The organism is Kocuria sp. KKT182, assembly GCF_055635395.1.
In genome coordinates this window covers 3,718,032-3,740,656 of sequence record NZ_CM145757.1, presented here as the reverse complement: position 1 = coordinate 3,740,656, position 22,625 = coordinate 3,718,032, and the positions used below count along the sequence as shown (strand labels likewise).

The window sequence follows — 22,625 nt, the reverse complement described above, 5'->3', positions numbered from 1 at the left end:
CTCACTCCTTGGTGTAGGGCTTGCCGATGGCCGCGGGACCGCGGGAGACCCCCACGAGCCCGGCCACGGCCAGGATCGTGACGACGTACGGGAGCATGGCCAGGAACTGGCTGGGCACGGGCGTGCCCAGGAAGGACAGGATCGACTGCAGGTTGGACGCGAAGCCGAACAGCAGGGACGCGAGCAGTGCCCCGACCGGGTTCCAGCGGCCGAAGATCAGGGCGGCCAGCGCGATGTAGCCGGCGCCGGAGGTCATGTCCCGGGTGAACGCGGAGACGGAGACCAGCGTGTAGAAGGCGCCGCCGAGACCGGCGACCATCCCGCCGAGCAGCACGTTGCGGAAGCGCAGGGCGTTGACCTTCACGCCCAGGGTGTCCGCGGCCTTGGGGTGCTCCCCCACGGACCGGGTGCGCAGCCCCCAGCGCGTCCGGTAGAGCGCGAACCACACGAGCGCCACCGCGGCGTACATCAGGTAGCCGATCACGGACTGGTCGAAGACGATCGGCCCGATCAGGGGGATCTCCGAGAGCACGGGCACGGCGAAGCGCGGCAGCCGCGGCGGGGAGTTGAACACGCCCGGGTCCGACTCCAGCACCGTGGCGAAGAGGAAGCCGGTCAGCCCGGACACGAGCACGTTGAGCACCACGCCCACGATCACCTGGTTGACCCGGTAGGTGATCGAGAAGACCGCCAGGACGAGCGAGACGAGCCCGGCCCCCAGCACGGCGGCGAGCAGCCCCACCCAGGCGCTGCCGGAGAGGGAGCCGGCCACTGCCGCGGAGAACGCGCCGAACAGCAGCTGGCCCTCGATCGCGATGTTGATCACGCCGGAGCGCTCGCACAGCAGGCCGCCCAGGGAGCCGAAGATCAGCGGGATGGCCAGGGCCACGGACCCGGCCAGCAGCCCGGACAGGGACACGTCCGGGCTGCGCGCGCTGCCCACGACCCACACGAGGAAGCCGCTGACGAAGAAGAAGCCGAACACGAGCACCGCCCACCGGGGCAGGTGCGCCCCGGCCCGGGCGCGCAGGACCGCGAGGACCGTCAGCCCGGCGAGCACGGCCACGGTGAGCCAGCCCCACAGCACGCCGTGCACCACGAGGTCCGGCACGCGGAAGAGGTCGCCGGCCTCCGAGACGCGGAAGCTCACCGTGTTGTCCGGGGCGTTGAGCCCGAACAGCAGCAGGGCCACGAGGCTCAGGAGGCCGAGGACCACCGGGGTGCGCCAGCTGGTGACGCCCACGACCTCGTTGGCCGCGGTCGTGGACAGCTCCGCCTCGGCCGGCGGGGGCAGGGTCGTCGCGGCCGTGCCGCCGGCCTGACCGCCGGCCGGGCCGCCGGAGTCCCAGGGCGCCTGCTCGGGGCGCGGTTCCGGATGCTGCGAGCTCATGCCCGGCCTCCCTCGGTGGCGGTGGCGGTGGCGGCCGTGGTGGTGGCGCTCCCGCCGCGGCGGGAGCGGACCCGGTCCTGCCCGGTCCGCACCAGCGGCGGCAGGGCGATGAACAGGACGATCAGGGACTGCACGACCAGGACGATGTCGATGTTCGTGCCGGTCATCGACTGCATGGTGACGCCGCCGGCGCGGAACCCGCCGTAGAGCAGGCCCGCGAAGAACGTGCCCCACGGCTTCGACCGGCCCAGCAGGGCCACCGTGATCGCGTCGAAGCCGAAGGACGCGGCGACGCCCGCGGTCAGCGCGCGCTCGGTGCCGGAGATCTGGGCCACGCCCGCGAGTCCCGCGAGGGCGCCCGCGAGGACCATGACGACGACGAAGCCGCGCGTGACCGAGATGCCGGCGGTCCGGGCCGCGCGCGGGTTGGCGCCCACGGCCCGCAGCTCGAAGCCGATCGTGGAGCGCCTGAGCAGCCAGGCGACGAACACCGTGGCGAGGACCGCGAGCACGAACCCCCAGTGCAGCCGGAACTGCTCGCCCAGCAGCTTGGGGAACATCGCGGTGTCCGCGACCTGGGGGCTGACGGGGTTCGAGGAGCCCGGGCGCAGGAACGCCGGGCGGGTGAGCAGCCAGGCGACGAGGTTGAGCGCGATGTAGTTGAGCATGATCGTCAGGATCACCTCGTGGGCGCCGGTGCGGGCCTTGAGCACGCCCACGACCGCCCCCCACAGCGCGCCGCCGAGGGCCCCGGCGAGGATCACGGCGAGCAGGTGCACGCCCACCGGCAGCTGCCAGGAGAAGCCGACCCAGGCGGCCAGCGCCGCGCCGATCAGCAGCTGCCCCTGGGCGCCGATGTTGAACAGCCCGGCCTGGAAGGCCACGGCCACCCCGAGCCCAGCCAGGATCAGCGGCGTGGCCACGGTGAGGGTCTCCGCGAGCGGGTAGACCCGCTGCGCGAACGTGCTGCCGTTCGGGTTGTAGACGGCGCCGTAGAACATCGCCTCGTAGGCGGAGGACGCGGCGGCCCACATGGCCGCGAGCGTGTCCCCGGGGCGGGCGAAGAGGTAGCTCGCGGCGTCGGCCACCCGGTCGTCGGTCAGGGCGATGAGGAGCCCGCCCAGGAGCAGGGCGGCGACGATCGCGAGCACGGACTGCACCGCGGAGCCGGTCCAGTCCCGCCGGGAGCTCCCGGGGGCGACGGCCGTGGGCGGCGGCGCCTTCTGCTGGTCGGCGGCCGCGGGGGCCGCTCCGGTGGCACTCATGCCTGCTCCTTCGGGTGCTGCGCCGTGGCCTGCGGGGCGCCGGCCTGCGGGGCATCGGTCGGTGGGGCGCCGGTCTGCGGGGGGACGGCCGGCTGCGCCCCGGTCCGCCGCGCGCCGTCGGGCCGGACGCCGGCCGCGCCGAGCTCCTCGGCGGTGGCCCCTGCCATCATCTGGCCCAGGACGTCGCGCGGGGTGTCGGGGCCCACGATCCCCATGATCCGGCCGTGGAAGAACACGGCGATCCGGTCCGCGAGCGCGTACACCTCGTCGAGCTCGGTCGAGACGATGAGCACGGCCACGCCCTTGTCCCGCTCGGCGACGATCTGCTCGTGGATGAACTCGATGGACCCCACGTCCACCCCGCGGGTGGGCTGGGAGGCGAGGAAGAGCTCGAGGGGCCGGGAGAGCTCCCGGGCGATGACGACCTTCTGCTGGTTGCCGCCGGAGAGGGTCTGCACGGGGGCGTCCACGGAGGGGGTGCGGACGTCGAACTGCTCGACGGCGCGGCGGGCGTTGGCCTGGACCTCGCCCAGCCGCAGGGACGGGCCGCGGGAGAAGCGGTCGTCGCCGTAGAGGTCCAGCACGAGGTTCTCGGCGACGGTGAACGGGCCCACGAGCCCGTCCGTGGAGCGGTCCTCCGGGACGAAGCCCACGCCGGCGTCGAGGACCTGGCGCACGGACTTCCCGAGCAGCTCCGTGCCGCCCAGCCGGATCGAGCCGGTGGCCCGCTCCCGCAGGCCGAGGATCGCCTCGGCCAGCTCCGTCTGGCCGTTGCCCTGCACGCCGGCCACCGCGAGGATCTCCCCGCGGGCCACGTCGAACCCGACGTCGTCGAGCAGCTTCACGCCGTTGTCCGCGACCACGGTGAGCCCGGAGACCTCCAGGGCCCGCTCCCCCGGCTCGGCCTCGCCCTTGGCGACGGTCAGGGACACGTCCCGGCCCACCATGAGGGCCGCGAGCTCGGAGGTCGAGGCCTCCGGGGACGTCTGGCCCACCACCCGGCCCCGGCGGATCACCGTGATGACGTCGGAGATCGCCTTGACCTCCCGCAGCTTGTGGGAGATGAACAGGATCGACTTCCCGGACCCGCGCAGCTGGCGCATGATCTCGAGCAGCTCGTCGGTCTCCCGGGGCGTGAGCACCGCGGTGGGCTCGTCGAGGATGAGCACCTGCGCCTCCCGCACGAGGGCCTTGATGATCTCGACGCGCTGCTGCACGCCCACGGGCAGGTCCTCGACCACGGCGTCCGGGTCCACGTGGAAGCCGTAGCGCTGGGAGATCTCCCGGATCCGGCGGCGGGTGGTCTCGAGGTCGAGGGTGCCGCCGCGGGTACTCTCCGCGCCGAGGGCCACGTTCTCCGCGACGGTGAACACCGGCACCAGCATGAAGTGCTGATGCACCATGCCGATCCCGGCGGCCATGGCGTCCCCGGGGCCCCGGAAGGACACCTCGGCGCCGTCCACCAGGATGCGCCCCCCGCTCGGCCGGTACAGGCCGTAGAGGACGTTCATCAGGGTGGACTTGCCCGCCCCGTTCTCGCCGAGGAGGCAGTGGATCTGCCCGGGCTCCACGACGAGGTCGACGTCCTCGTTGGCCGCGAAGGAGCCGAACCGCTTGGTGATGGACTGCAGTTCCAGCTTCATGGTGGGGTGGTCCTCCTCCTGGGCCGTCCGCCGGCCCGGGGCGGGCACGCCACCGCCGCCAGCTGCGGCCGGGGCCCTCGCTGGCGGCGGTGGGTGCGGTGGTCGGTGTCGTCCGGGATCAGGCCTGCGGCGAGTTCTCGGACTCGACGGTGACCGTGCCGTCGATGATGTCCTGGCGCAGCTGCTCGACCTCGGCGGCGAGCTCCTCGCCCACGGCCTCCTCCTGGTCGTGGAACGGGGCGATGCCCACGCCGTCGTTCTCGAGGGTGCCGACGTAGGGCTCGTTGCTGAACTCGCCCTCGGCGGCCGACTCGACGACGTCCTGCACGGAGGTGCTCATCTGCTTGAGCACCGAGGTGAGCTGGTACTCCTGGCCCTGGTCGAGGGTCTCGTAGCCGTCGGCGTCGACCCACACGAAGCGGACCTCGTCGCCGCCCCCGCCGTTGGCCTCGACCACGGCGTCGAGGGTGCCGAGGGCGGCCTGCCCGGCCACGGGCAGCACGATGTCCGCGCCCTCGTTGATGAAGTTCTGCGTGGTGGTCTTCGCCGCGGAGGTGTCGGTGAAGCTGTTGACGAAGGTGCCGTCCTGGGAGTCCTTGTCCCAGCCCAGGAGCTGGACGTCCTCGCCCTTGGTCTCGTTGTAGTTGTCGATGCCGTCGGCGAAGCCGTCCATGAACACCGTCACGGTGGGGATGTCCATGCCGCCGTAGGTCGCCACGGTCCCGCTCTGGGTGCTGCCCGCCGCCACGTAGCCGGCGAGGAACGCGGCCTCGGCCGTGTTGTAGACGAGCGGCTTGACGTTGTCGAGCTCGATCGAGGCGTCGTCGACGATCGCGAAGTTGGACTCGGGGTTGGCCTCGGCCACGGCCCGGGTGGCGTCGGCGAGGAGGAAGCCCACGGACAGCGTGAGGTCGCACCCGGACTGCACCATGGACGTCAGGTTGGGCTCGAAGTCGGTCTCGGCCTGGGACTCGGCCTGGTTGACCTCGATGCCCATGGACTCCTCGACGGCCTGCAGGCCCTCGTAGGAGTTCTGGTTGAAGGAGCGGTCCTGGAACCCGCCGGAGTCGGAGACGATGCAGCCGGTGAAGTCGGTGGCCTGCTCCTGCGCCTCGCCGCCCTCCTCGGGGGCCGCGCCGCAGCCGGCGAGCACGAGGGCGGAGGCGCCGAGCAGCGCGGCGGCGGAGAGCGGGCGGGTTCCTCGGGACGTCCGGGGCGGGAAGGTCATGGTTCCTCCAGGAGACGGGCGCGGCCGGGCGGTGATCCCGGTCACGCGGCAAGCGCGACGTGGTGCCACTCTACCCACGGGTAGTGGCGGGGCGCCGGAGGCCCGCGTTAATTCGTGGTGACGTCCGGCCGTGTCTGCCGGGAGTGCAGCCGGATGGCGCGCAGGGCCGTGTTGGTCATGACCTGGATGCCGCAGCCGATCGCGGCCTCGTCCGCCACGTAGTCCGACTGGTGCAGGTCGTAGGTGTGCCCGCCCCGCGTGCGCGTGCCCAGCCGCATCATCGCCCCGGGCACCTCCTGGAGGAACCACGCGAAGTCCTCCCCGCCCATCGACTGGTGCACCAGCACCACCGCGTCCTCGCCGAGCTCGGCGCGGGCGGCGTTCTCGATGAGGGTGGTCTCCACCTCCCCGTTGACCACGGGAGGGACGCCGCGGATGTGCTCCAGCTCCACGTCCACCCCGTAGGGCGCGGCCACCTGGTGCACGACCTCGTCGAGCAGCGTGCCCGCCCGGTGCCAGGCGTCGGCGTCGAGGCAGCGCATCGTCCCGGACATGAACCCGGTGGCGGGGATGGCGTTGGGCGCCACGCCGGCGTGCATCTGGCCCCACACCACGGCCACGCCGGAGCGCACGTCGATCCGCCGGGAGAGCACGGCCGGGACGTTGACGGCGATCTGGGCCATCGCGTAGACGAGGTCCTGCGTGAGGTGGGGGCGGGAGGTGTGCCCGCCGCGGCCGGTGAACTCGATGCGCACGGTGTCGGAGGCGGACGTGATCGCGCCGATCCGGGTGCCGACCTGGCCGACGTCGACCTTGGGCTCGCAGTGCAGGGCGAACATCCGGGGCACGCCCTCGAGGACGCCCTGGCGCAGCACGGTGAGGGCGCCGCCGGGCAGCTGCTCCTCGGCGGGCTGGAAGACGATCCGCACGGTCCCGGCGATGTGTGCGGTCCGGTGCAGGTCCGCGAGCACCTTCGCCACGCCCACCATCACCGTGGCGTGGATGTCGTGCCCGCAGGAGTGCGCCACGCCGTCGTTGACGGAGGAGTACTCGAGGCCCGTGCCCTCCTGGATCGGCAGCGCGTCGATGTCCGCCCGCAGGCCCACGCCGATCGGGCCGTGCCCGATGTCCACGTAGCACCCGGTGTCCGAGAGCCGCACCGGGGACAGGCCCATGTTCTCCAGGGCGCCCACGATCCGGTCCGTGGTGCGGAACTCCTGGTAGGACAGCTCCGGGTGGCGGTGCAGGTCCCGCCGGAAGGCGATCAGGTCGGGCAGGTAGCGCTTGAGCAGGGGGCCGATGGCGGGCGGGAGGCCGGCCTCCAGGGCCGCGGCGGAGGATGGCGCGTCAGGCATCTGTCCAGACTACTCCCGGGCGCGCGCCGCCCCCGACGCTCACAGGACGTCCGTGTTGCCGCTCTGCTTGAGGGAGGCCACCGCGTCCTTGACGCGCTGGGCGTGCTCCCGGGTGGTCACCAGCAGCGCGTCGTGGGTGTCGACGACGACGATGTCCTCGACCCCGATCAGCGCGATCAGCCGGCCCGTGTCCGAGACGACGATGCCGCTGGAGCTGTCGGAGAGCACCCGGCTGTTGTCGCCGAGGACCGTGACGTCGGGGTCGGTCTCGGGGTCGACGTGGTTGAGCCGCCGGATCGCGGCGAAGTCCCCGACGTCGTCCCAGGTGAAGCTCGCCGGGACCATGGCCACGTCCCCGGCGGCCGCCGCGGGCTCGGCCACGGCGTAGTCGATCGCGATCTTGGGCAGCCCGGGCCACACCCGGTCCACCACCTCGTCCTGGGCGGGCGTGCCCCAGGCGTCGGCGATCTCGGTGAGCCCCGCGTGCAGCTCCGGCTGGCTCGCGGCGAGGTGGCGCAGCATCAGGGACGCGGGCGCCACGAACATCCCGGCGTTCCACGTGTAGTTGCCGCTCGCCACGTAGTGCCGGGCGGTGTCCTCGTCGGGCTTCTCGACGAACTCCTCGACCTGCAGGGCGTGGGGCGCGTCCGGCAGCCCGAGCTGGGCGCCGGCCCGGATGTAGCCGAAGCCGGTGGCCGGGGAGCTCGGCGGGATCCCGATCGTCACGATCCGCCCCGAGGCCGCCGCGGCCACGGCCTCCCGGACCACGTCCTGGAAGGCGCCGGCGGGCTCGATCACGTGGTCGGCCGCGAAGGACCCGATGATCGCCTCGGGGTCGCGGCGCTGGACGAGCATGCAGGCCAGGCCGATGGCCGCCGCCGAGTCCTTCGGGGACGGCTCGAGCACGAGGTCGCCGGTGGAGAGCTCCGGGAGCTGGCGGCAGACCGCGGCCGCGTGCGTGCGCCCGGTCACGACCATGACCGGGCCGTCGCCCAGGCCCGCGAGCCGGTCGTACGTGGCGCGGAGCAGGGAGGAGCCGGAGCCGGTGAGGTCGAGCAGGAACTTGGGGGCGTCGGCCCGGGAGAGGGGCCACAGCCGGGAGCCCACCCCTCCGGCAGGGATGAAGGGGTGGAAGTGCGCGAGTGGGGAGGTCACGGAGAACACCATACGACGTCGCCCGGGAGCCCGCGGAAAACGACGTGCGCGCGCGGCGGAACCCGTGCGCCCGTGCGGGACAGCCTGTCAGTAAACACCGGTCGTGCTGGTATCGTGGGAGGGAACTCGCGCATCATCCGACACAGAGCCGGAGGGCTCCGCTCACGTCGTGCGCAGTGCGAATTCCCGAACATTTCTAGAGCGCACGACGGCGAGCGACTCAGGGAGGTTTTTCAGTGGCGAAGACATCCAAGGGCACCCTGTACCGCGGCCAGGCTCATGGCCAGTGGTCCTGGGTGGCCCATCGCATCACCGGCGTGGCCATCTTCTTCTTTCTCTTGGTCCACGTCCTGGACACGGCGCTCGTGCGGGTCTCCCCCGAGGCCTACAACGCGGTCATGGCGACCTACAAGAACCCGGTCATGGGCCTGGGCGAGGCCGGCCTCGTGGCGGCCATCGTCTACCACGCCTTCAACGGCCTGCGCATCATCATGGTCGACTTCTGGTCCAGCGGCACCAAGTACCAGAAGCAGATGCTCTGGGGCGTCCTGGCCCTGTGGGTCGTCGTCATGATCCCCTTCCTCATCCGTCACCTGTCCCACGTCTTCGGGGGTTAATCACTATGAGCACTCCGCTCAAGGCAAGCATCTCGGTCCCCCGGAGCAAGGACCTCGAGGTCAACGGCATCAAGTACAACCGCTCCTCGTCCCGCCGCAACAACTTCGAGATGTTCGCGTGGTTGTTCATGCGCCTGTCCGGCGTGATCCTGCTGGTGCTCGTCTTCGTCCACCTCTGGGTCAACCTCGTGGGCCCGGAGGGCGGCGTGAACGCCGTCGACTTCGCGTTCGTGGCCGGCAAGTGGGCCAGCCCGTTCTGGCAGGTCTTCGACATGCTCCTGCTGTGGCTGGCGATGCTGCACGGCACGAACGGGCTGCGCGTGATCATCGACGACTACGCGGAGAAGGACCGGACCCGGTTCTGGCTGAAGGTCTTCCTCTTCACCACGTCCGCCTTCGTGATCCTGCTCGGCACCCTCGTCATCTTCACCTTCGAGCCCTGCCCGGCCGGCGCGGACCCCGCGCTGCTAGCGAGCTTCTGCACCGCGGGCTGATCCCTGCCGGAGACGGCCCGCCCCGCGGCGGGCCGTCTCCGCCGTCCGGTCACAGGCGACCGGGCCCCAGCACATCCGACGGAACACCCAACAGAAAGAACAACCGGTATGCAGGTTCACAAGTACGACGTGGTCATCATCGGCGCCGGTGGTGCCGGTATGCGCGCCGCCATCGAGGCCGGTCAGCGCTCCCGCACTGCCGTACTGACCAAGCTGTACCCCACGCGGTCCCACACCGGCGCGGCGCAGGGCGGCATGTGCGCGGCCCTCGCCAACGTCGAGGAGGACAACTGGGAGTGGCACACGTTCGACACCATCAAGGGCGGTGACTACCTGGTCGACCAGGACGCCGCCGAGGTGATGGCCAAGGAGGCCATCGACGCCGTCCTCGACCTCGAGAAGATGGGCCTGCCGTTCAACCGCACCCCCGAGGGCAAGATCGACCAGCGACGCTTCGGCGGCCACACCCGCGACCACGGCAAGGCCCCCGTGCGCCGCGCCTGCTACGCCGCGGACCGCACCGGCCACATGATCCTCCAGACGCTGTACCAGAACTGCATCAAGCACAACGTGGAGTTCTTCAACGAGTACTACGTCCTGGACCTGATCATGACCGAGGTCGACGGCCAGCGCCGCGTCGCCGGCGTCGTCTCCTACGACCTCGCTTCCGGGGAGCTGCACGTCTTCCAGGCCAAGTCCGTGGTCTTCGCCTCCGGCGGGGCGGGCAAGGTCTACAAGACGACCTCCAACGCCCACACGCTCACCGGCGACGGCATGGCCATCGCGTTCCGCAACGGCCTGCCCCTCGAGGACATGGAGTTCATCCAGTTCCACCCCACCGGCCTGGCCGGGCTGGGCATCCTCGTCTCCGAGGCCGCCCGCGGCGAGGGCGGGATCCTGCGCAACGCCGACGGCGAGCGGTTCATGGAGCGCTACGCCCCGACCATCAAGGACCTCGCCCCCCGCGACATCGTGGCCCGCTCCATGGCCAACGAGGTGCGCGAGGGCCGCGGCGCCGGGCCGAACAAGGACTACGTCCTGCTCGACCTCACCCACCTGGAGCCGGCGCACATCGACGCGAAGCTGCCCGACATCACGGAGTTCGCCCGCACGTACCTGGGCGTGGAGCCCTACACCGAGCCCGTCCCGGTGTTCCCGACCTGCCACTACGCCATGGGCGGCATCCCGACCAACATCAAGGCCGAGGTGCTCCAGGACAACGAGAACGTGGTCCCGGGCCTGTACGCCGCCGGCGAGGTCGCCTGCGTGTCCGTGCACGGCTCCAACCGCCTGGGCACCAACTCGCTGCTGGACATCAACGTGTTCGGCAAGCGCGCCGGCATCTACGCCGCCGAGTACGCGCAGCGGGCCGAGTTCGTGCCCGTGCCGGACACCGCCCTGGACAGCACCGTGGCGCTGCTCGACAACGCCCGCAACGGCACCGGCACCGAGAAGGTCGCCGCGATCCGCAAGGACCTGCAGGACACCATGGACCTCAACGTCCAGGTGTTCCGCACCGCCGACACCCTGCAGACGGCGCTGGACGACATCGCCGCCCTCGAGGCCCGGTACGCGAACATCTCCATCCAGGACAAGGGCAAGCGCTTCAACCTGGACCTGCTGGAGGCCGTGGAGCTCGGCTTCCTCCTGCAGCTCGCGAAGGTCATGACCGTGGCCGCCCTGCACCGCACCGAGTCCCGCGGCGGGCACTTCCGGGAGGACTTCCCGGAGCGCGACGACGCCAACTTCATGAAGCACTCGATGGTCTACCTCGACCCCTCCTCCCCCACCGCGGGGATCCGGCAGGAGACGAAGCCCGTCATCTTCACCCGCTACGAGCCCATGGAGCGTAAGTACTGATGTCTACCGCACACACTCCCGACCGGCCCGAGGACGGCCGCGACGACGACCCCCAGGACCGCGCCCCCGAGCACGGCCACGCCCCGGGCCACGCCCAGGACGACCGTGCCGGCTACAAGACCGACGCGGACGCCGGGTCGGTCGACGAGCGCGACGAGGCCGCGGCCCCGGCCGTGGACCCCGCCGCCGAGAACGCCGAGGGCGGGGAGCCCGCCGCGCGCGTGGACCTGCCCGAGGAGCAGCAGGGCAGCGACGAGATCCCGACCTTCGACCTCACCCTGCAGATCCGCCGCTACAACCCGGAGGTCTCCGACGAGGTCCGCTGGGACGAGTACAAGCTGACCATGTACGGCACCGACCGCGTGCTGGACGCCCTGCACAAGGTGAAGTGGGAGATCGACGGCTCGCTGTCCTTCCGCCGCTCCTGCGCGCACGGCGTGTGCGGCTCGGACGCCATGCGCATCAACGGCCAGAACCGCCTCGCCTGCAAGGTGCTGCTCAAGGACCTCGACCTGTCCAAGCCCGTCACGGTGGAGCCCATCAAGGGCCTGCCGTGCGAGAAGGACCTGATCGTGGACATGGAGCCGTTCTTCCAGTCCTACCGCGAGATCATGCCGTTCCTCGTGGCCGGCGGCAACGAGCCGACCATGGAGCGCTACCAGTCCCAGGAGGACCGGGCGCGCTTCGACGACACCACCAAGTGCATCCTGTGCGCCGCGTGCACGTCGTCCTGCCCCGTGTTCTGGACCGACGGCCAGTACTTCGGTCCGGCGGCGATCGTCAACGCGCACCGGTTCATCTTCGACTCCCGCGACGACGCGGGGGACCTGCGCCTGGAGATCCTCAACGACAAGGAGGGCGTGTGGCGCTGCCGCACGACCTTCAACTGCACCGAGGCGTGCCCGCGCGGCATCCAGGTCACGAAGGCCATCGCCGAGGTCAAGAACGCCATCCTGAGCCGCTCCATGTGAGCGTGCCCCAGGCCGCCGCGGCCCGTCCCCTGCACGGCAGGGGGCGGGCCGCCGTCGTCCGTGCGCGGCGGCGGCTCAGCGGCGCCCGGTCAGGGGGGCCATGGGCACCACGGTGATCGCCACGTTCTCCCCGTCGGGGTGCACCCGCCCGCCGCGCTGGTCCGCGTGCACGATCGCCCCGATCGCGGCCGAGAACAGCAGGATCTGGTTGAACAGGTAGAACCACAGGAGCACGCCCACCACGAGGGCGACCGAGAGCAGGTACGGGTTGGTGGTGGCCCCGGCGACCACCGTGCCCCCGATGTAGCGCAGCGCGAAGCTGCCGGCCGCCGCGGCGAGCACGGTGACGGTCAGGGCGCGGCGGGTGATCCGCAGCCCGGCCACGCCCCGCACGAGCTCGAGGGCGAACAGGGCGTCCAGCACGACGACGAGCAGGGTGCTCAGCGCCCAGGTCAGCCCGGTGCGCAGCCAGTCGGGGCCGCTGCCCCAGCCGAGCTCGCCGGCGGTGTCCAGCAGGAAGCCCAGGAGGCCCGAGGCCGCGCCGTTGGCCACGACCGAGAGGGCGAGCAGCACGCCCAGCAGCAGCAGCCCCAGCAGGTCCCGCGGCACGGCCGCGATGGGCAGGCCCTGCGCGGGGGGCACCTCGAAGAGCCGGCGGAACGCGAGCCGCACCCCGGAGACCCAGCGCCAGCCGGAGAAGAACAGGACCGCGGCGCCGATCACCGTGGCCAGGGTGAAGGGCCGGGTGTCCTCGAGCAGCTCGAGGGGGACCACTCCCCCGTCCCCGGTGTCCAGCAGGCCGGGGACGCGCTCGGTCACGGCCTCCACCACGGCGTCGCGCACCAGGGGGTCGTTGCCGAGGAACACGCCGATCACGGAGAAGCCCATCACCAGCAGGGCGGTGGACGCGAAGATCAGCACGAAGGACAGGCCCGCCGCCATGAGGGGCCCGCCGTGGAAGAGGTAGTGCAGGACCACGCGGACCGGCATCCGCCGGTAGGTCTCGGCGAGCGCCACGGCGAGCACCGAGCCGGCCAGCCCGAGGGCGCCGGCGCCGGCGGCCCGCTTCTCGCGCAGCAGCGCCCGCTGGCGCAGGGCCTCGCGCCGCATGCCGTGGCGGTCGATCGCGCGCGGCGGCAGCTCGGGGGCGGGGCCGGTGCGGGGGCCGGCGCGGGTGCTCATGGCCGGGCGGCTCAGCGCCGGTCGCGGTCGCGCCCCGTGAAGGGGAACTCCTCGCGGATCCGCCAGACGCCCCGGCCGTCGAGCTCGTAGAGACCGATCCGGTCCACGAGGAACCCGGCGCGGTAGGTCCGCAGCATCTCCTGGGCGCGGTCGAGGTCCTCCTCCTCCACGGCCTGGGCGATCGTGACGTGGGGGTGGAACTCGAAGGGGGACGCCGAGACGAGCTGCTCCTCGTGCAGGGCGTCGTGCAGCGCGCGGCACTGCTCCTCGCCCTCCTGGATGCGCAGGTACACCACCGGGCTCACGGGGCGGAACGTGCCGGTGCCGTTGATCTCCACCCGGAACGGCTCCCACTCGCGGGCCACGGCCCCGACCCGCTGCACGACGTCCGCCCAGCGCTCCGCCTGCGGGGCGATCATCAGCGTGATGTGCGCCGGCACGGCGTAGGAGGCGGGGTCCCCGAAGGACGCGCGCCAGTCCTGGAGCTCCCGGCCCACGGGCTCGGGCAGCTCGATCACCACGCCCGCGTACACCTGGCCGGGGCGGATGGTGGGGGACTGCTGCGTTCGGGTCAACTCAACTCCTCACAGAACGGGACCCAGCCTAGCCCAGCCCCCCGGACCCGCCCAGGCGCGGCAGGAAGCCCATCCGGTCGTAGACCCCCGCCAGGGTCCGGACGGTGATCTCGCGGCCCTTCTCGGCGCCCCGGGCGAGGAGGCGGTCCAGCTCCGCGGGGTCGTCCAGCAGCTCCTGGGCGCGGGACTGGATCGGGTCCAGGGTCTCGGTGACCACCTCGGCCAGCCCCACCTTGAGGTGGCCGTACAGCTTCCCCTCGTACTCCGCCACGAGGTCGGCCACGGGCCGGCCGGTGAGCGCCGAGTACACGGTCAGCAGGTTGGCGATGCCCGGCTTGGCCTCGCGGTCGAAGCGGATCTCCGTGCCGTCGTCGGTGACCGCGGACTTGATCTTCTTCGCGTTCTTCTTGGCCGGGTCGAGCAGCCGGATCAGCCCGCTCTCGGACGCGGCGGACTTGGACATCTTGGCGGTGGGGTTCTGCAGGTCGTAGACCTTGGCGGACTCGGCGAGGATCTTCGCGTCCGGCACCACGAACGTGTCCCCGAAGCGGGTGTTGAAGCGCTGGGCGAGGTTGCGGGTCAGCTCGAGGTGCTGGCGCTGGTCCTCCCCCACCGGGACCTGGTGCGCCTGGTAGATCAGGATGTCGGCGGCCATGAGCACCGGGTAGGCGAACAGGCCGACCGTGGCGTTCTCGGCGCCCTGCCGGGCGGACTTGTCCTTGAACTGCGTCATCCGGGACGCCTCGCCGAAGCCCGTGATGCAGTTGAGCGCCCAGGCCAGCTGGGCGTGCTCGGGCACGTGGGACTGCACCAGCAGGGTGGAGCGCTCGGGGTCGATGCCCGCGGCGATGTACTGGGCCGCCGTGACACGGGTCCGCTGGGCCAGGGCGGCCGGGTCCTGCTCGGCGGTGATGGCGTGCAGGTCGGCCACGAAGAACACGCACTCGTTGTCGTCCTGCAGGTCCACCCAGTTGCGCACGGCCCCCACGTAGTTGCCCAGGTGCAGGGAGTCCGCCGAGGGCTGCACCCCCGAGACGACACGGGGTCTGCCGGAGGCGGTGGGGACGTCGAACGGTACGGGCTCAGGGGTCACGGTGCGGGGTCCTTCGATCGGGCGGGCGCCGGCGGGGGCGCGGAGCGGGCGAACGGGTCAGAGCTGGTAGTCGACCACCACGGGCGCGTGGTCGGAGAAGCGCGTGTCGTAGCTGGGGGCGCGGTCCACGGCGGCGGTCACCGCCCGGGCCGCGAGCCCCGGGGTGGCCATGTGGTAGTCGATGCGCCACCCGGCGTCGGTGTCGAAGGCCTTGCCGCGGTACGACCACCACGTGTACGGCCCGGGGACCGGTCCGGCCAGCTCCCGGGCGACGTCCTTGTACCCGTGCTCGCCGAAGAAGCGGTCGAAGTAGGCGCGCTCCTCGGGCAGGAAGCCGGCGTTCTTGACGTTGCCCTTCCAGTTCTTGATGTCGAGCTCGGTGTGCCCCACGTTGAGGTCGCCGACGACGAGCACGTGCTCCCGCGTGCGGGCGAGCTCGGGCAGCCGCTCGCTCATGACGTCGAGGAAGCGGTACTTGTCGTCCTGGCGGGGGGTGCCGACCTCCCCGGAGTGGACGTAGGCCGAGACCACGGTGAGCGTGGTGCCGTCGGCCAGGTCGTGGTCCGTCTCGACCCACCGGCCCGCGGTCTCGAAGTGCTCGTGGCCGATGGAGTCGCGCCGCCGCACGGGCAGCAGGGACCCGTCCCGGGCGTCCCGGCGGGTGGCCACGGCCACGCCCGCCCGGCCCTTGTCGGCGGCCTCGGCGTGGTGGACGTCCCACACCTGCTCGTCGAGCAGGTCCCGGACGATCCGGTCGGGGGCCCGGACCTCCTGCAGGCACAGGATGTCGACGTCACGGCCCGCCAGCCAGTCGGCCATGCCGCGCTTGTAGGCGGCGCGGATGCCGTTGACGTTGACGGTGGCGACGCGCAGGACGTTCTCGGGGCGGGACATGCGGGGGCACCTGGCTTCCGGGTGGTGGTGAGCGGGGGTCGTGCTGCGGGGGTTCGTGCCGCGGGGCGGTCGGGGTCAGTCGACCACGGTGCCGCTGAGGGGCTCCTGGCGCAGCATGCTCATCCCGTTGCCGGCCGTGATGTCGATGGTGTCGAGGGCGCGGTCCAGCGCCTCGCGCTCGGGGCCCTCGACGGGCAGCGCGGCGAGCTCCTGCTTGATCACCTTGGACTGGACCAGGACGATCTGGAAGCTGTGGGAGAGCTTCTCGTCCCGCATGGAGCCGGCGGCGGCGGACCCGGTGACGGTGGGGGCGCGGCCGGAGCCGGTGCGCAGCTGCTCCCGGGCCTCGTCGACCTGCCGGCGGCCGAAGCGGGCGGCCTTGCGGACCATGAGCACCACCCAGGTGGCGAGCAGCAGCCAGCCGAGGGCGATGCCGGCGAGCGCCCAGCCCAGCCACGAGTTGGCGTTCGCGGCCTGCAGCAGCGCCACCACGAAGATCACCACGAGCACGGCCAGTCCGATCACCGTGCCCCACAGGGCGGTGCGGGAGGCGGGCTCGGCGGCCGGGGCGGTGGACGGGGTCGGGGATCCGAGGGAGCGCATGGTCCCCATTGTCTCAAATCCCGGCCCGGGCCACGAACCGGCGCGGGCGCCGTCCCCGCCCGGCGCCGGGGACGGCCGCGCCCCGGGAGCGAGGGCTCCCGGGGGCGCGGCGCGGTGGACGGCGCTCAGCGGAGGCCGGCGTGCCGCTCCGCGGTCTCCACCACGTTGAGCAGCAGCATGGCCCGGGTCATGGGCCCCACCCCGCCGGGGTTGGGGGAGATCCAGGAGGCCTTCTGCGCGGCGGCCGGGTCGATGTCCCCGGTGAGCCTCTTCTTTCCCGTCTCGGGGTCCTCCACGCGGGAGACCCCGACGTCGAGGAGCACCACGCCGTCCTTGAGGCTGTCGGCCGTGATCATGTGCGGCCGCCCGGCGGCGGCCACGACGACGTCGGCCTGGGCCAGCAGCGCGTCGAGGTCCTGCGTGCCGGTGTGGGCGAGGGTGACCGTGGCGTTGATCTCCTTGCGGGTCAGCAGCAGCCCGATCGGCCGTCCGACGGTCACGCCGCGGCCCACGACGAGCACGTGCCGGCCCGCGAGCTCGACGTCGTTGCGGCGCAGCAGCTCGATCACCCCGTTCGGCGTGCACGGCAGCGGGGAGGTCATCGGCTCGGAGACGTTGAGCACGAGGCGGCCGAGGTTGGTCGGGTGCAGCCCGTCGGCGTCCTTGTCCGGGTCGATGCGCTCGAGGATGGCGTTGGTGTCGATGTGCCCGGGCAGCGGCAGCTGGACGATGTAGCCGGTGCATGCGGGGTCCGCGTTGAGCTCGTCGAGGACGCGTTCGAGCTCCTCCTGGGAGACGTCCGCGGGCAGGTCGCGGCGGATCGAGGAGATGCCGACCTCGGCGCAGTCCTTGTGCTTGCCGCCCACGTAGGAGTGCGAGGCCGGGTCGTCGCCCACGAGCACCGTGCCGAGGCCGGGGGTGACCCCCCGCTCCGCCAGCACGGCCACGCGCTCGGCGAGCTCGGTCCTGATGGCGGCGGAGGCCGCCCGTCCGTCGAGGATCCGTGCGCCCACGCTCACCACTCCTCGAGGCCGTCGTAGAGCGGGAAGTCCGCGGCCAGCCGGTCCACGCGGGCCCGCAGGGCGTCGATGTCGGCCCCGGGCTTCAGGGCGGTGGCGATGATCTCGGCGACCTCCTCGAACTGCGGTGCGCCGAAGCCGCGCGTGGCCAGCGCGGGGGTGCCGATCCGCAGCCCGGAGGTGACCATCGGCGGCCGCGGGTCCCACGGCACGGCGTTGCGGTTGACGGTGATCCCCGCCCGGTGCAGGAGGTCCTCGGCCTGCTTGCCGTCCAGCTCGGAGTCGCGCAGGTCCACCAGCACCAGGTGCACGTCGGTGCCGCCGGTCAGCACGGACACCCCGGCCCGGGCGACGTCGTCGGCCCCGAGGCGCTCGGCGAGGATCCGGGCGCCCTCGACCGTGCGCTCCTGGCGGGCGCGGAACTCCTCGGTGGCCGCGATCTTGAAGGCCACGGCCTTGCCCGCGATGGCGTGCATGAGCGGGCCGCCCTGCTGGCCCGGGAAGACGGCGGAGTCGATCTTCTTCTTGAGCTCGCCCGTGGTCAGGATCACGCCGGAGCGGGGTCCGGCGAGGGTCTTGTGCACGGTCGAGGTGACCACGTGGGCGTGCGGCACGGGGTTGGCGTGCAGGCCCGCGGCCACGAGGCCGGCGAAGTGGGCCATGTCCACCCACAGCTTCGCCCCGACCTCGTCGGCGACCGCGCGGAACGCCTCGAAGTCCAGCTCCCGCGAGTACGCGGACCAGCCGGCCACGATGACCTGCGGGCGCTCGGCGAGGGCCTGCTCCCGGACCCTGTCCATGTCGATCGTGTAGGTGTCGGGGTCGACCTCGTAGGCCGCGATCTCGTAGAGCTTGCCGGAGACGTTGAGCTTCATCCCGTGGGTGAGGTGGCCGCCGTGGGCCAGGGAGAGGCCCATCAGCTTGTCGCCGGGGGCCATGAGCGCCTGCATGACGGCCGTGTTGGCCTGGGCGCCCGAGTGCGGCTGCACGTTGGCGTGCTCGGCGCCGAACAGGGCCGTGGCCCGGTCCCGGGCCAGGTTCTCGACGACGTCGACGAACTCGCAGCCGCCGTAGTAGCGGCGCCCGGGATAGCCCTCGGCGTACTTGTTCGTCAGCACCGAGCCCTGGGCCTCGAGGACCGCCCGGGGCGCGAAGTTCTCGGAGGCGATCATCTCGAGGGTGCCGCGCTGGCGGCCGAGCTCGTCGGCGATCGCCGCCGCGATCTCCGGATCGACCTCGGCGAGGGGCTGGTTGGTGACGGACGGGGACGTGCTCGTGGACATGCCGCTCCTGAAGTCGGGGACCTGGGTGGACCGTCTACGAGTTTAGGCGATGGCGGAGCACCCGGTCCCGTCCGGCGTGGGCGGCCCGGCCGAGGACCCGCTCGAGGGGTCCCTGGCCCCGGGCGCGGTGCCACAGGACGGCGAACACGGTGCCCACCAGGACGTGCACGAGGAACCACAGCACCGGCTGCTCGTAGTGCAGCTCCAGGAAGAGCCCGAGCAGGTGCGCCGAGTACAGGGTGAGCGTCATCGAGCCGGCCGCGACCAGCGGCAGCAGCACGTGCCCGGCCCGGCGGGCCACGAGGAGGCACAGGCCGAGCACGAGGGCGCCGGTGCCCACCCCGCTCAGCAGGGCGAGCGGGGTGTTGGTGTGCGGCCCGGTCACGGCCAGCCACCACCAGGTGGCGGAGGGCAGGACGGGGTCCGGCCCGTACACGAGGACGTCCTGGACGTCCCCCCGGTCCAGGGAGGGGCTCGCGGCGAGCAGCCGCTCGATGCCGCCGAGGGGGTGCAGCAGCAACCAGGAGGTGACGGCGGAGAACACCGCGAGCGCGGCCCCGCCGATCGCGAGGCCGGCCTGCGTGCGCACGGCCGAGAGGTCCAGCCGGCCCAGGGCCAGGCCTGCGAGGAGGTAGACGAGGTACGTCACCCCGGGGTACGAACCGGTCACGAGCAGCTGGGCGAGGGTGGTGCCCGGCTCGGTGACGAGCTCGGCGAGGCCGGGGTTGTAGACGGTGAACCCGGGCAGCACGGGGCCGAGCGAGTGCACCAGCACGGGACCGAGCACGGCGAGCCCCGCCGCCCAGGCGAGCAGGGCGCGCACGGACAGGTGCAGGAAGGGCAGGGCGAGCAGGAAGAACACGCCGTAGTAGACCAGGATGTTGTAGGCGGGCGGGTCGCCGGGCGAGAGCTGGTTGATCAGCAGCCCCAGCGCGGTGATGAGCACCGCGCGCACGAGCAGGCCGGCCCGGTCGGCGGTCGCCCGCCGGCCCTCGTGCACCCGGGTCCCGCCCGAGCCGAGGGCCAGGCCCACGCCGGCGAGAAGGGCGAAGAGGGCGGCGGCCCGGCCCGAGAACAGCGTCCACTGGGCGGTGGCCTCGAAGGTCTCCGGGTCCCAGGACGGCAGGATGTGCACGGAGACCATGCCGAGCAGGGCGAGGCCGCGGGCCGCGTCGATCCCGACCAGGCGCCGGCGGGCGGGTGGGCCCGCGGACGGCGCCGCGGCCCGGGCCTGTCCGGCGGGGTGGCGGGTGTGCAGCATGGCGGTGGTTCCCCTCTCGTGGTGCCCCGCGGGCACCTGCCCGGGGGTCCGGGCCTCCGGGCCCGGTCGTGAATCCACTCCAGCAGACGGGGATGTGGCGCTCTTATCGGGTTCCTGTGCCGGGGCTGTGAAGTGCGTCCGCAAACGATCCGCAGGTGATCGGGGGCCGGTGCGGCGCTACGCTGAGGACGGTCCGAGGACGCCGGTGCCGCCGGCGGGGACCAGGAGGGATTCCGTCGTGACCGAGCCCGTGCAGCGGCCCACCGCCGTGGACCTCCCGCGCCTGCGGCACCCCGACGGGGCACCGGTGCGCGCGCTCGTCGTCGACGACGAGCCGCTGCTGGCCCAGATGGTGTCCATGGGGCTGTCGATGCTGGGCTGGCAGGTGCGCTCCGCCCACGACGGGGACGCCGCGGTGGCCGAGGCCCGCGGCTTCCGGCCCGACGTCCTGGTGCTGGACGTCATGCTCCCGGGCTGCTCGGGGGTGGAGGTGCTCGAGCGGATCCGCTCCTTCTCCCCCACCGTCCCGGCCCTGTTCCTCACCGCGAAGGACAGCACCGAGGACCGCATCACCGGCCTGGCGGCGGGCGGGGACGACTACGTGACGAAGCCGTTCGACATGGAGGAGCTGCTGCTGCGGCTGCACCGCCTGGTGCAGCGCGCGGGCATCGCCCACCCGGACGCCGCGGAGCTGGTCGTGGGCGACCTCGTGCTCAACGCGGACACCCGGGAGGTCAGCCGCGGGGGCGACGAGATCGCGCTGACGGCCACCCAGTTCGACCTGCTCCGCTGCCTCATGGAGAACGCGCGCCGGGTGCTGAGCAAGCCGCAGCTCCTCGAGCAGGTCTGGGGCTACGACTTCGGCGGCCAGACCAACGTGGTGGAGCTCTACATCTCCTACCTGCGCAAGAAGATCGACGCCGGGCGCCCGCCCATGATCCACACCGTGCGCGGCGCCGGCTACGTGCTCAAACCGGCCGAGTGAGCACCCGCCGAGGACGTGCCGCCCCATGAGCACCGGTCCCACGAGCACCGATCCGACCAGCACCGATCCGACCGCCACCGGCCCGACGGGCACCGGTCCCACGGACCCGGAGGCGACCGGGGCGCGGGCCCGGCCGCGGGGAGCGGGACGGGCGCTGCAGCTGCGCACCAAGCTGCTGCTGACGGTCCTGGCGCTGCTGACCGTCGCGTGCGCCGCCGTGGGCGCCCTGGGTCTCGCGGTCCTCAACGTGTCCCTGGGTGAGCAGCTGGACGGCCGGGTCCGGGACGCCTCGTTCCGCACGATCGAGTACGGGGTCCGTGCCGCCGCCGGGCCCTCGGAGGAGCTCGAGGCCATGATGGACGTCCCCGCGCAGGGCGCCGGCACCCTCAACGCCCGGGTCGTCGACGGCGAGGTGGTCCGCGCCGGGCTCTTCGCCCCCGACGGGACGCGGCAGGAGCTGACCGACGAGGACCGGCGGCGGATCGGGGAGCTCGTGACGGCGCTCGGCGCCGAGTCGGACGAGGAGGGGGGCCGGCAGTGGGGCCCCGTGGACGTGGAGCTGGCCGTGGGCGGCTACCGCGTGCTGGTGGTCGACGACCCGTGGGACTGGGGCCTCGTGCTGACCGGTCTGCCGCTGGCCGACAAGGAGGACACCCTGCGCAGCTTCGGGGTGAGCACCGCGGCGATCTCGACCGGCGCCATCGCCGCCACGGGGCTGGTCGGGCTCGTCGTCGTCCGGCGCACCCTGCGCCCCGTGGAGCGGCTCTCCGACGTGGCGACCCGCGTCTCGGAGCTCGACCTCGACCACGGGGAGGTGGTCCTGCCGGTGGGGGCCGTGGCGCCGGCCGCGCACCCGGACACGGAGGTGGGCCGGCTCGGCCACGCCTTCGGGCGGATGCTGGACAACGTCGCCCACGCGCTTGCTACCCGTCAGCGCAGCGAGACGCGCGTGCGCCGGTTCGTGGCCGACGCCAGCCACGAGCTGCGCACTCCCCTGGCCAGCATCCGCGGCTACGCGGAGCTGATCCGGCTCACGGAGCCGATGAGCGCGCAGGGCCGCAGCTCCCTGTCCCGGGTGGAGTCCGAGGCGGCCCGGATGACCGCGCTCGTCGAGGACCTGCTGCTGCTCGCGCGCCTGGACGAGGGCCGGGCCGTGGTCACCGAGGACGTCGACCTCCTCGAGCTGGTGGTCGAGACCGTCAGCGACCTCCGGGTCGCGGCGCCCGGCCACGTCTGGCGCCTCGAGCTGCCCGACGAGCCCGTGCTCGTGCGCGGGGACCCGGCCCAGCTGCGCCAGGTGCTCATCAACCTGCTCGCCAACGCCCACCAGCACACGCCCGCGGGGACGACGGTCACGGCCTCGCTCGGGACGGAGGCGGGCGCCGGACCGGGGCCCGGCGGCGAGGCCGTGCTCGCCGTGGGCGACGACGGCCCCGGCATCGGCGCCGACTTCCTCGAGCACATCTTCTCCCGCTTCGCCCGGGAGGACCACGCCCGCGCCGCGAGCTCCCGCGGCGCCGGCCTGGGCCTCTCGATCGTCGACGCCATCGTGCGCGCCCACCACGGGCGGATCGACGTCAGCAGCGTCCCGGGCCGCACCCGGTTCACCGTCCGCCTCCCCCTGGCCGACCGCTGAGCGGACGCGGCTTGCCCCCGCGGCCCCCGGGCCGTTTAATGAGCTGGTCAGGAACCGTCGGCACGGACGGCCGTCCCCGCTCCAGTGCCAAACCGCAACGCCGCGTCCGGGGTCCG

General features: G+C 72.6%; 20 protein-coding genes. 6 read left to right on the top strand and 14 right to left on the bottom strand.

The features are described 5' to 3' along the window. Position 1 precedes the first annotated feature (1 nt). The 6 genes from ACZ2G1_RS17315 to ACZ2G1_RS17290 form a co-directional block, all read right to left on the bottom strand. Entirely contained in the window at positions 2 to 1,390 is a 1,389-nt protein-coding gene (locus tag ACZ2G1_RS17315) for an ABC transporter permease (protein ID WP_336650238.1), read from the bottom strand. Continuing rightward, positions 1,387 to 2,655 (bottom strand): ABC transporter permease, encoded by a 1,269-nt coding sequence (locus ACZ2G1_RS17310; RefSeq protein WP_336650239.1) that lies wholly within the window; start codon positions 2,653 to 2,655, stop codon positions 1,387 to 1,389. The genes ACZ2G1_RS17315 and ACZ2G1_RS17310 overlap by 4 nt, the downstream gene beginning before the upstream one ends. Then, positions 2,652 to 4,298, bottom strand: coding sequence for an ABC transporter ATP-binding protein (locus tag ACZ2G1_RS17305; RefSeq protein WP_095650476.1), 1,647 nt, complete (start codon positions 4,296 to 4,298; stop codon positions 2,652 to 2,654). Before ACZ2G1_RS17305 ends, ACZ2G1_RS17310 begins: the two co-directional genes overlap by 4 nt. Positions 4,299 to 4,416: 118 nt before the next feature. Then, positions 4,417 to 5,526, bottom strand: coding sequence for a BMP family lipoprotein (locus tag ACZ2G1_RS17300; protein ID WP_470377200.1), 1,110 nt, complete (start codon positions 5,524 to 5,526; stop codon positions 4,417 to 4,419). Between the two features lie 107 nt (positions 5,527 to 5,633). Then, entirely contained in the window at positions 5,634 to 6,881 is a 1,248-nt protein-coding gene (locus tag ACZ2G1_RS17295) for an amidohydrolase (protein WP_017832186.1), read from the bottom strand. A gap of 39 nt (positions 6,882 to 6,920) precedes the next feature. After that, positions 6,921 to 8,048, bottom strand: a complete 1,128-nt coding sequence (locus ACZ2G1_RS17290; RefSeq protein ID WP_017832185.1) for a mannose-1-phosphate guanylyltransferase — start codon at positions 8,046 to 8,048, stop codon at positions 6,921 to 6,923. Positions 8,049 to 8,272: 224 nt separating this feature from the next. Here ACZ2G1_RS17290 and sdhC point away from each other — a divergent pair, with 224 nt between their 5' ends. The 4 genes from sdhC (at position 8,273) to ACZ2G1_RS17270 (ending at position 11,978) form a co-directional block, all read left to right on the top strand. Next, entirely contained in the window at positions 8,273 to 8,653 is a 381-nt protein-coding gene (gene sdhC / locus ACZ2G1_RS17285; RefSeq protein WP_017832184.1) for a succinate dehydrogenase, cytochrome b556 subunit, read from the top strand. A 5-nt stretch (positions 8,654 to 8,658) separates the two neighbouring features. After that, positions 8,659 to 9,147, top strand: a complete 489-nt coding sequence (locus ACZ2G1_RS17280) for a succinate dehydrogenase hydrophobic membrane anchor subunit (protein ID WP_017832183.1) — start codon at positions 8,659 to 8,661, stop codon at positions 9,145 to 9,147. Between the two features lie 108 nt (positions 9,148 to 9,255). Then, on the top strand, positions 9,256 to 11,007 hold the full coding sequence (gene sdhA / locus ACZ2G1_RS17275) for a succinate dehydrogenase flavoprotein subunit (RefSeq protein WP_017832182.1): 1,752 nt from the start codon (positions 9,256 to 9,258) through the stop codon (positions 11,005 to 11,007). After that, positions 11,007 to 11,978, top strand: coding sequence for a succinate dehydrogenase iron-sulfur subunit (locus ACZ2G1_RS17270; protein ID WP_017832181.1), 972 nt, complete (start codon positions 11,007 to 11,009; stop codon positions 11,976 to 11,978). Before sdhA ends, ACZ2G1_RS17270 begins: the two co-directional genes overlap by 1 nt. Positions 11,979 to 12,053: 75 nt before the next feature. Here ACZ2G1_RS17270 and ACZ2G1_RS17265 read toward each other — a convergent pair whose 3' ends face one another. The 8 genes from ACZ2G1_RS17265 to ACZ2G1_RS17230 all read right to left on the bottom strand — a co-directional run bounded on the left by ACZ2G1_RS17265 (position 12,054) and on the right by ACZ2G1_RS17230 (position 19,888). Further along, positions 12,054 to 13,160, bottom strand: coding sequence for a YihY/virulence factor BrkB family protein (locus ACZ2G1_RS17265; RefSeq protein ID WP_470377199.1), 1,107 nt, complete (start codon positions 13,158 to 13,160; stop codon positions 12,054 to 12,056). A gap of 11 nt (positions 13,161 to 13,171) precedes the next feature. After that, positions 13,172 to 13,735: a 2'-5' RNA ligase family protein gene (locus ACZ2G1_RS17260; RefSeq protein WP_017832179.1), complete on the bottom strand. Its 564-nt coding sequence runs from the start codon at positions 13,733 to 13,735 to the stop codon at positions 13,172 to 13,174. 28 nt (positions 13,736 to 13,763) lie between these two features. After that, positions 13,764 to 14,828, bottom strand: coding sequence for a tryptophan--tRNA ligase (trpS, locus tag ACZ2G1_RS17255; protein WP_470377198.1), 1,065 nt, complete (start codon positions 14,826 to 14,828; stop codon positions 13,764 to 13,766). A gap of 57 nt (positions 14,829 to 14,885) precedes the next feature. Beyond that, positions 14,886 to 15,722, bottom strand: coding sequence for an exodeoxyribonuclease III (locus ACZ2G1_RS17250; protein ID WP_017832177.1), 837 nt, complete (start codon positions 15,720 to 15,722; stop codon positions 14,886 to 14,888). A gap of 75 nt (positions 15,723 to 15,797) precedes the next feature. Next, a complete protein-coding gene (locus ACZ2G1_RS17245; RefSeq protein ID WP_031282329.1) occupies positions 15,798 to 16,325 on the bottom strand; it encodes a hypothetical protein in 528 nt (175 codons plus the stop codon). Positions 16,326 to 16,450: 125 nt separating this feature from the next. Continuing rightward, positions 16,451 to 17,338: a bifunctional methylenetetrahydrofolate dehydrogenase/methenyltetrahydrofolate cyclohydrolase gene (locus tag ACZ2G1_RS17240; protein WP_031282328.1), complete on the bottom strand. Its 888-nt coding sequence runs from the start codon at positions 17,336 to 17,338 to the stop codon at positions 16,451 to 16,453. A gap of 2 nt (positions 17,339 to 17,340) precedes the next feature. Then, positions 17,341 to 18,627, bottom strand: a complete 1,287-nt coding sequence (glyA, locus tag ACZ2G1_RS17235; protein WP_470377197.1) for a serine hydroxymethyltransferase — start codon at positions 18,625 to 18,627, stop codon at positions 17,341 to 17,343. A 34-nt stretch (positions 18,628 to 18,661) separates the two neighbouring features. After that, positions 18,662 to 19,888, bottom strand: coding sequence for a heparan-alpha-glucosaminide N-acetyltransferase domain-containing protein (locus tag ACZ2G1_RS17230; RefSeq protein ID WP_470377196.1), 1,227 nt, complete (start codon positions 19,886 to 19,888; stop codon positions 18,662 to 18,664). A 238-nt stretch (positions 19,889 to 20,126) separates the two neighbouring features. Between ACZ2G1_RS17230 and ACZ2G1_RS17225 the strand changes: the two genes are divergently transcribed. Continuing rightward, complete coding sequence (locus ACZ2G1_RS17225) at positions 20,127 to 20,873, top strand: response regulator transcription factor (RefSeq protein ID WP_017832172.1); 747 nt, start codon at positions 20,127 to 20,129, stop codon at positions 20,871 to 20,873. Positions 20,874 to 20,898: 25 nt separating this feature from the next. Then, entirely contained in the window at positions 20,899 to 22,509 is a 1,611-nt protein-coding gene (locus ACZ2G1_RS17220; protein ID WP_109243271.1) for a sensor histidine kinase, read from the top strand. Positions 22,510 to 22,625: the final 116 nt, after the last annotated feature.

Coding starts and splice junctions, on each gene's coding strand:
- ACZ2G1_RS17305 (WP_095650476.1), bottom strand. CDS start 4,298: ATGAAGCTGGAACTGCAGTCCATCACCAAGCGGTTCGGCTCCTTCGCG.
- glyA (WP_470377197.1), bottom strand. CDS start 18,627: ATGTCCACGAGCACGTCCCCGTCCGTCACCAACCAGCCCCTCGCCGAG.
- ACZ2G1_RS17300 (WP_470377200.1), bottom strand. CDS start 5,526: ATGACCTTCCCGCCCCGGACGTCCCGAGGAACCCGCCCGCTCTCCGCC.
- ACZ2G1_RS17245 (WP_031282329.1), bottom strand. CDS start 16,325: ATGCGCTCCCTCGGATCCCCGACCCCGTCCACCGCCCCGGCCGCCGAG.
- ACZ2G1_RS17280 (WP_017832183.1), top strand. CDS start 8,659: ATGAGCACTCCGCTCAAGGCAAGCATCTCGGTCCCCCGGAGCAAGGAC.
- ACZ2G1_RS17220 (WP_109243271.1), top strand. CDS start 20,899: ATGAGCACCGGTCCCACGAGCACCGATCCGACCAGCACCGATCCGACC.
- ACZ2G1_RS17315 (WP_336650238.1), bottom strand. CDS start 1,390: ATGAGCTCGCAGCATCCGGAACCGCGCCCCGAGCAGGCGCCCTGGGAC.
- ACZ2G1_RS17310 (WP_336650239.1), bottom strand. CDS start 2,655: ATGAGTGCCACCGGAGCGGCCCCCGCGGCCGCCGACCAGCAGAAGGCG.
- ACZ2G1_RS17290 (WP_017832185.1), bottom strand. CDS start 8,048: ATGGTGTTCTCCGTGACCTCCCCACTCGCGCACTTCCACCCCTTCATC.
- ACZ2G1_RS17265 (WP_470377199.1), bottom strand. CDS start 13,160: ATGAGCACCCGCGCCGGCCCCCGCACCGGCCCCGCCCCCGAGCTGCCG.
- ACZ2G1_RS17230 (WP_470377196.1), bottom strand. CDS start 19,888: ATGCTGCACACCCGCCACCCCGCCGGACAGGCCCGGGCCGCGGCGCCG.
- ACZ2G1_RS17295 (WP_017832186.1), bottom strand. CDS start 6,881: ATGCCTGACGCGCCATCCTCCGCCGCGGCCCTGGAGGCCGGCCTCCCG.
- sdhA (WP_017832182.1), top strand. CDS start 9,256: ATGCAGGTTCACAAGTACGACGTGGTCATCATCGGCGCCGGTGGTGCC.
- ACZ2G1_RS17250 (WP_017832177.1), bottom strand. CDS start 15,722: ATGTCCCGCCCCGAGAACGTCCTGCGCGTCGCCACCGTCAACGTCAAC.
- ACZ2G1_RS17270 (WP_017832181.1), top strand. CDS start 11,007: ATGTCTACCGCACACACTCCCGACCGGCCCGAGGACGGCCGCGACGAC.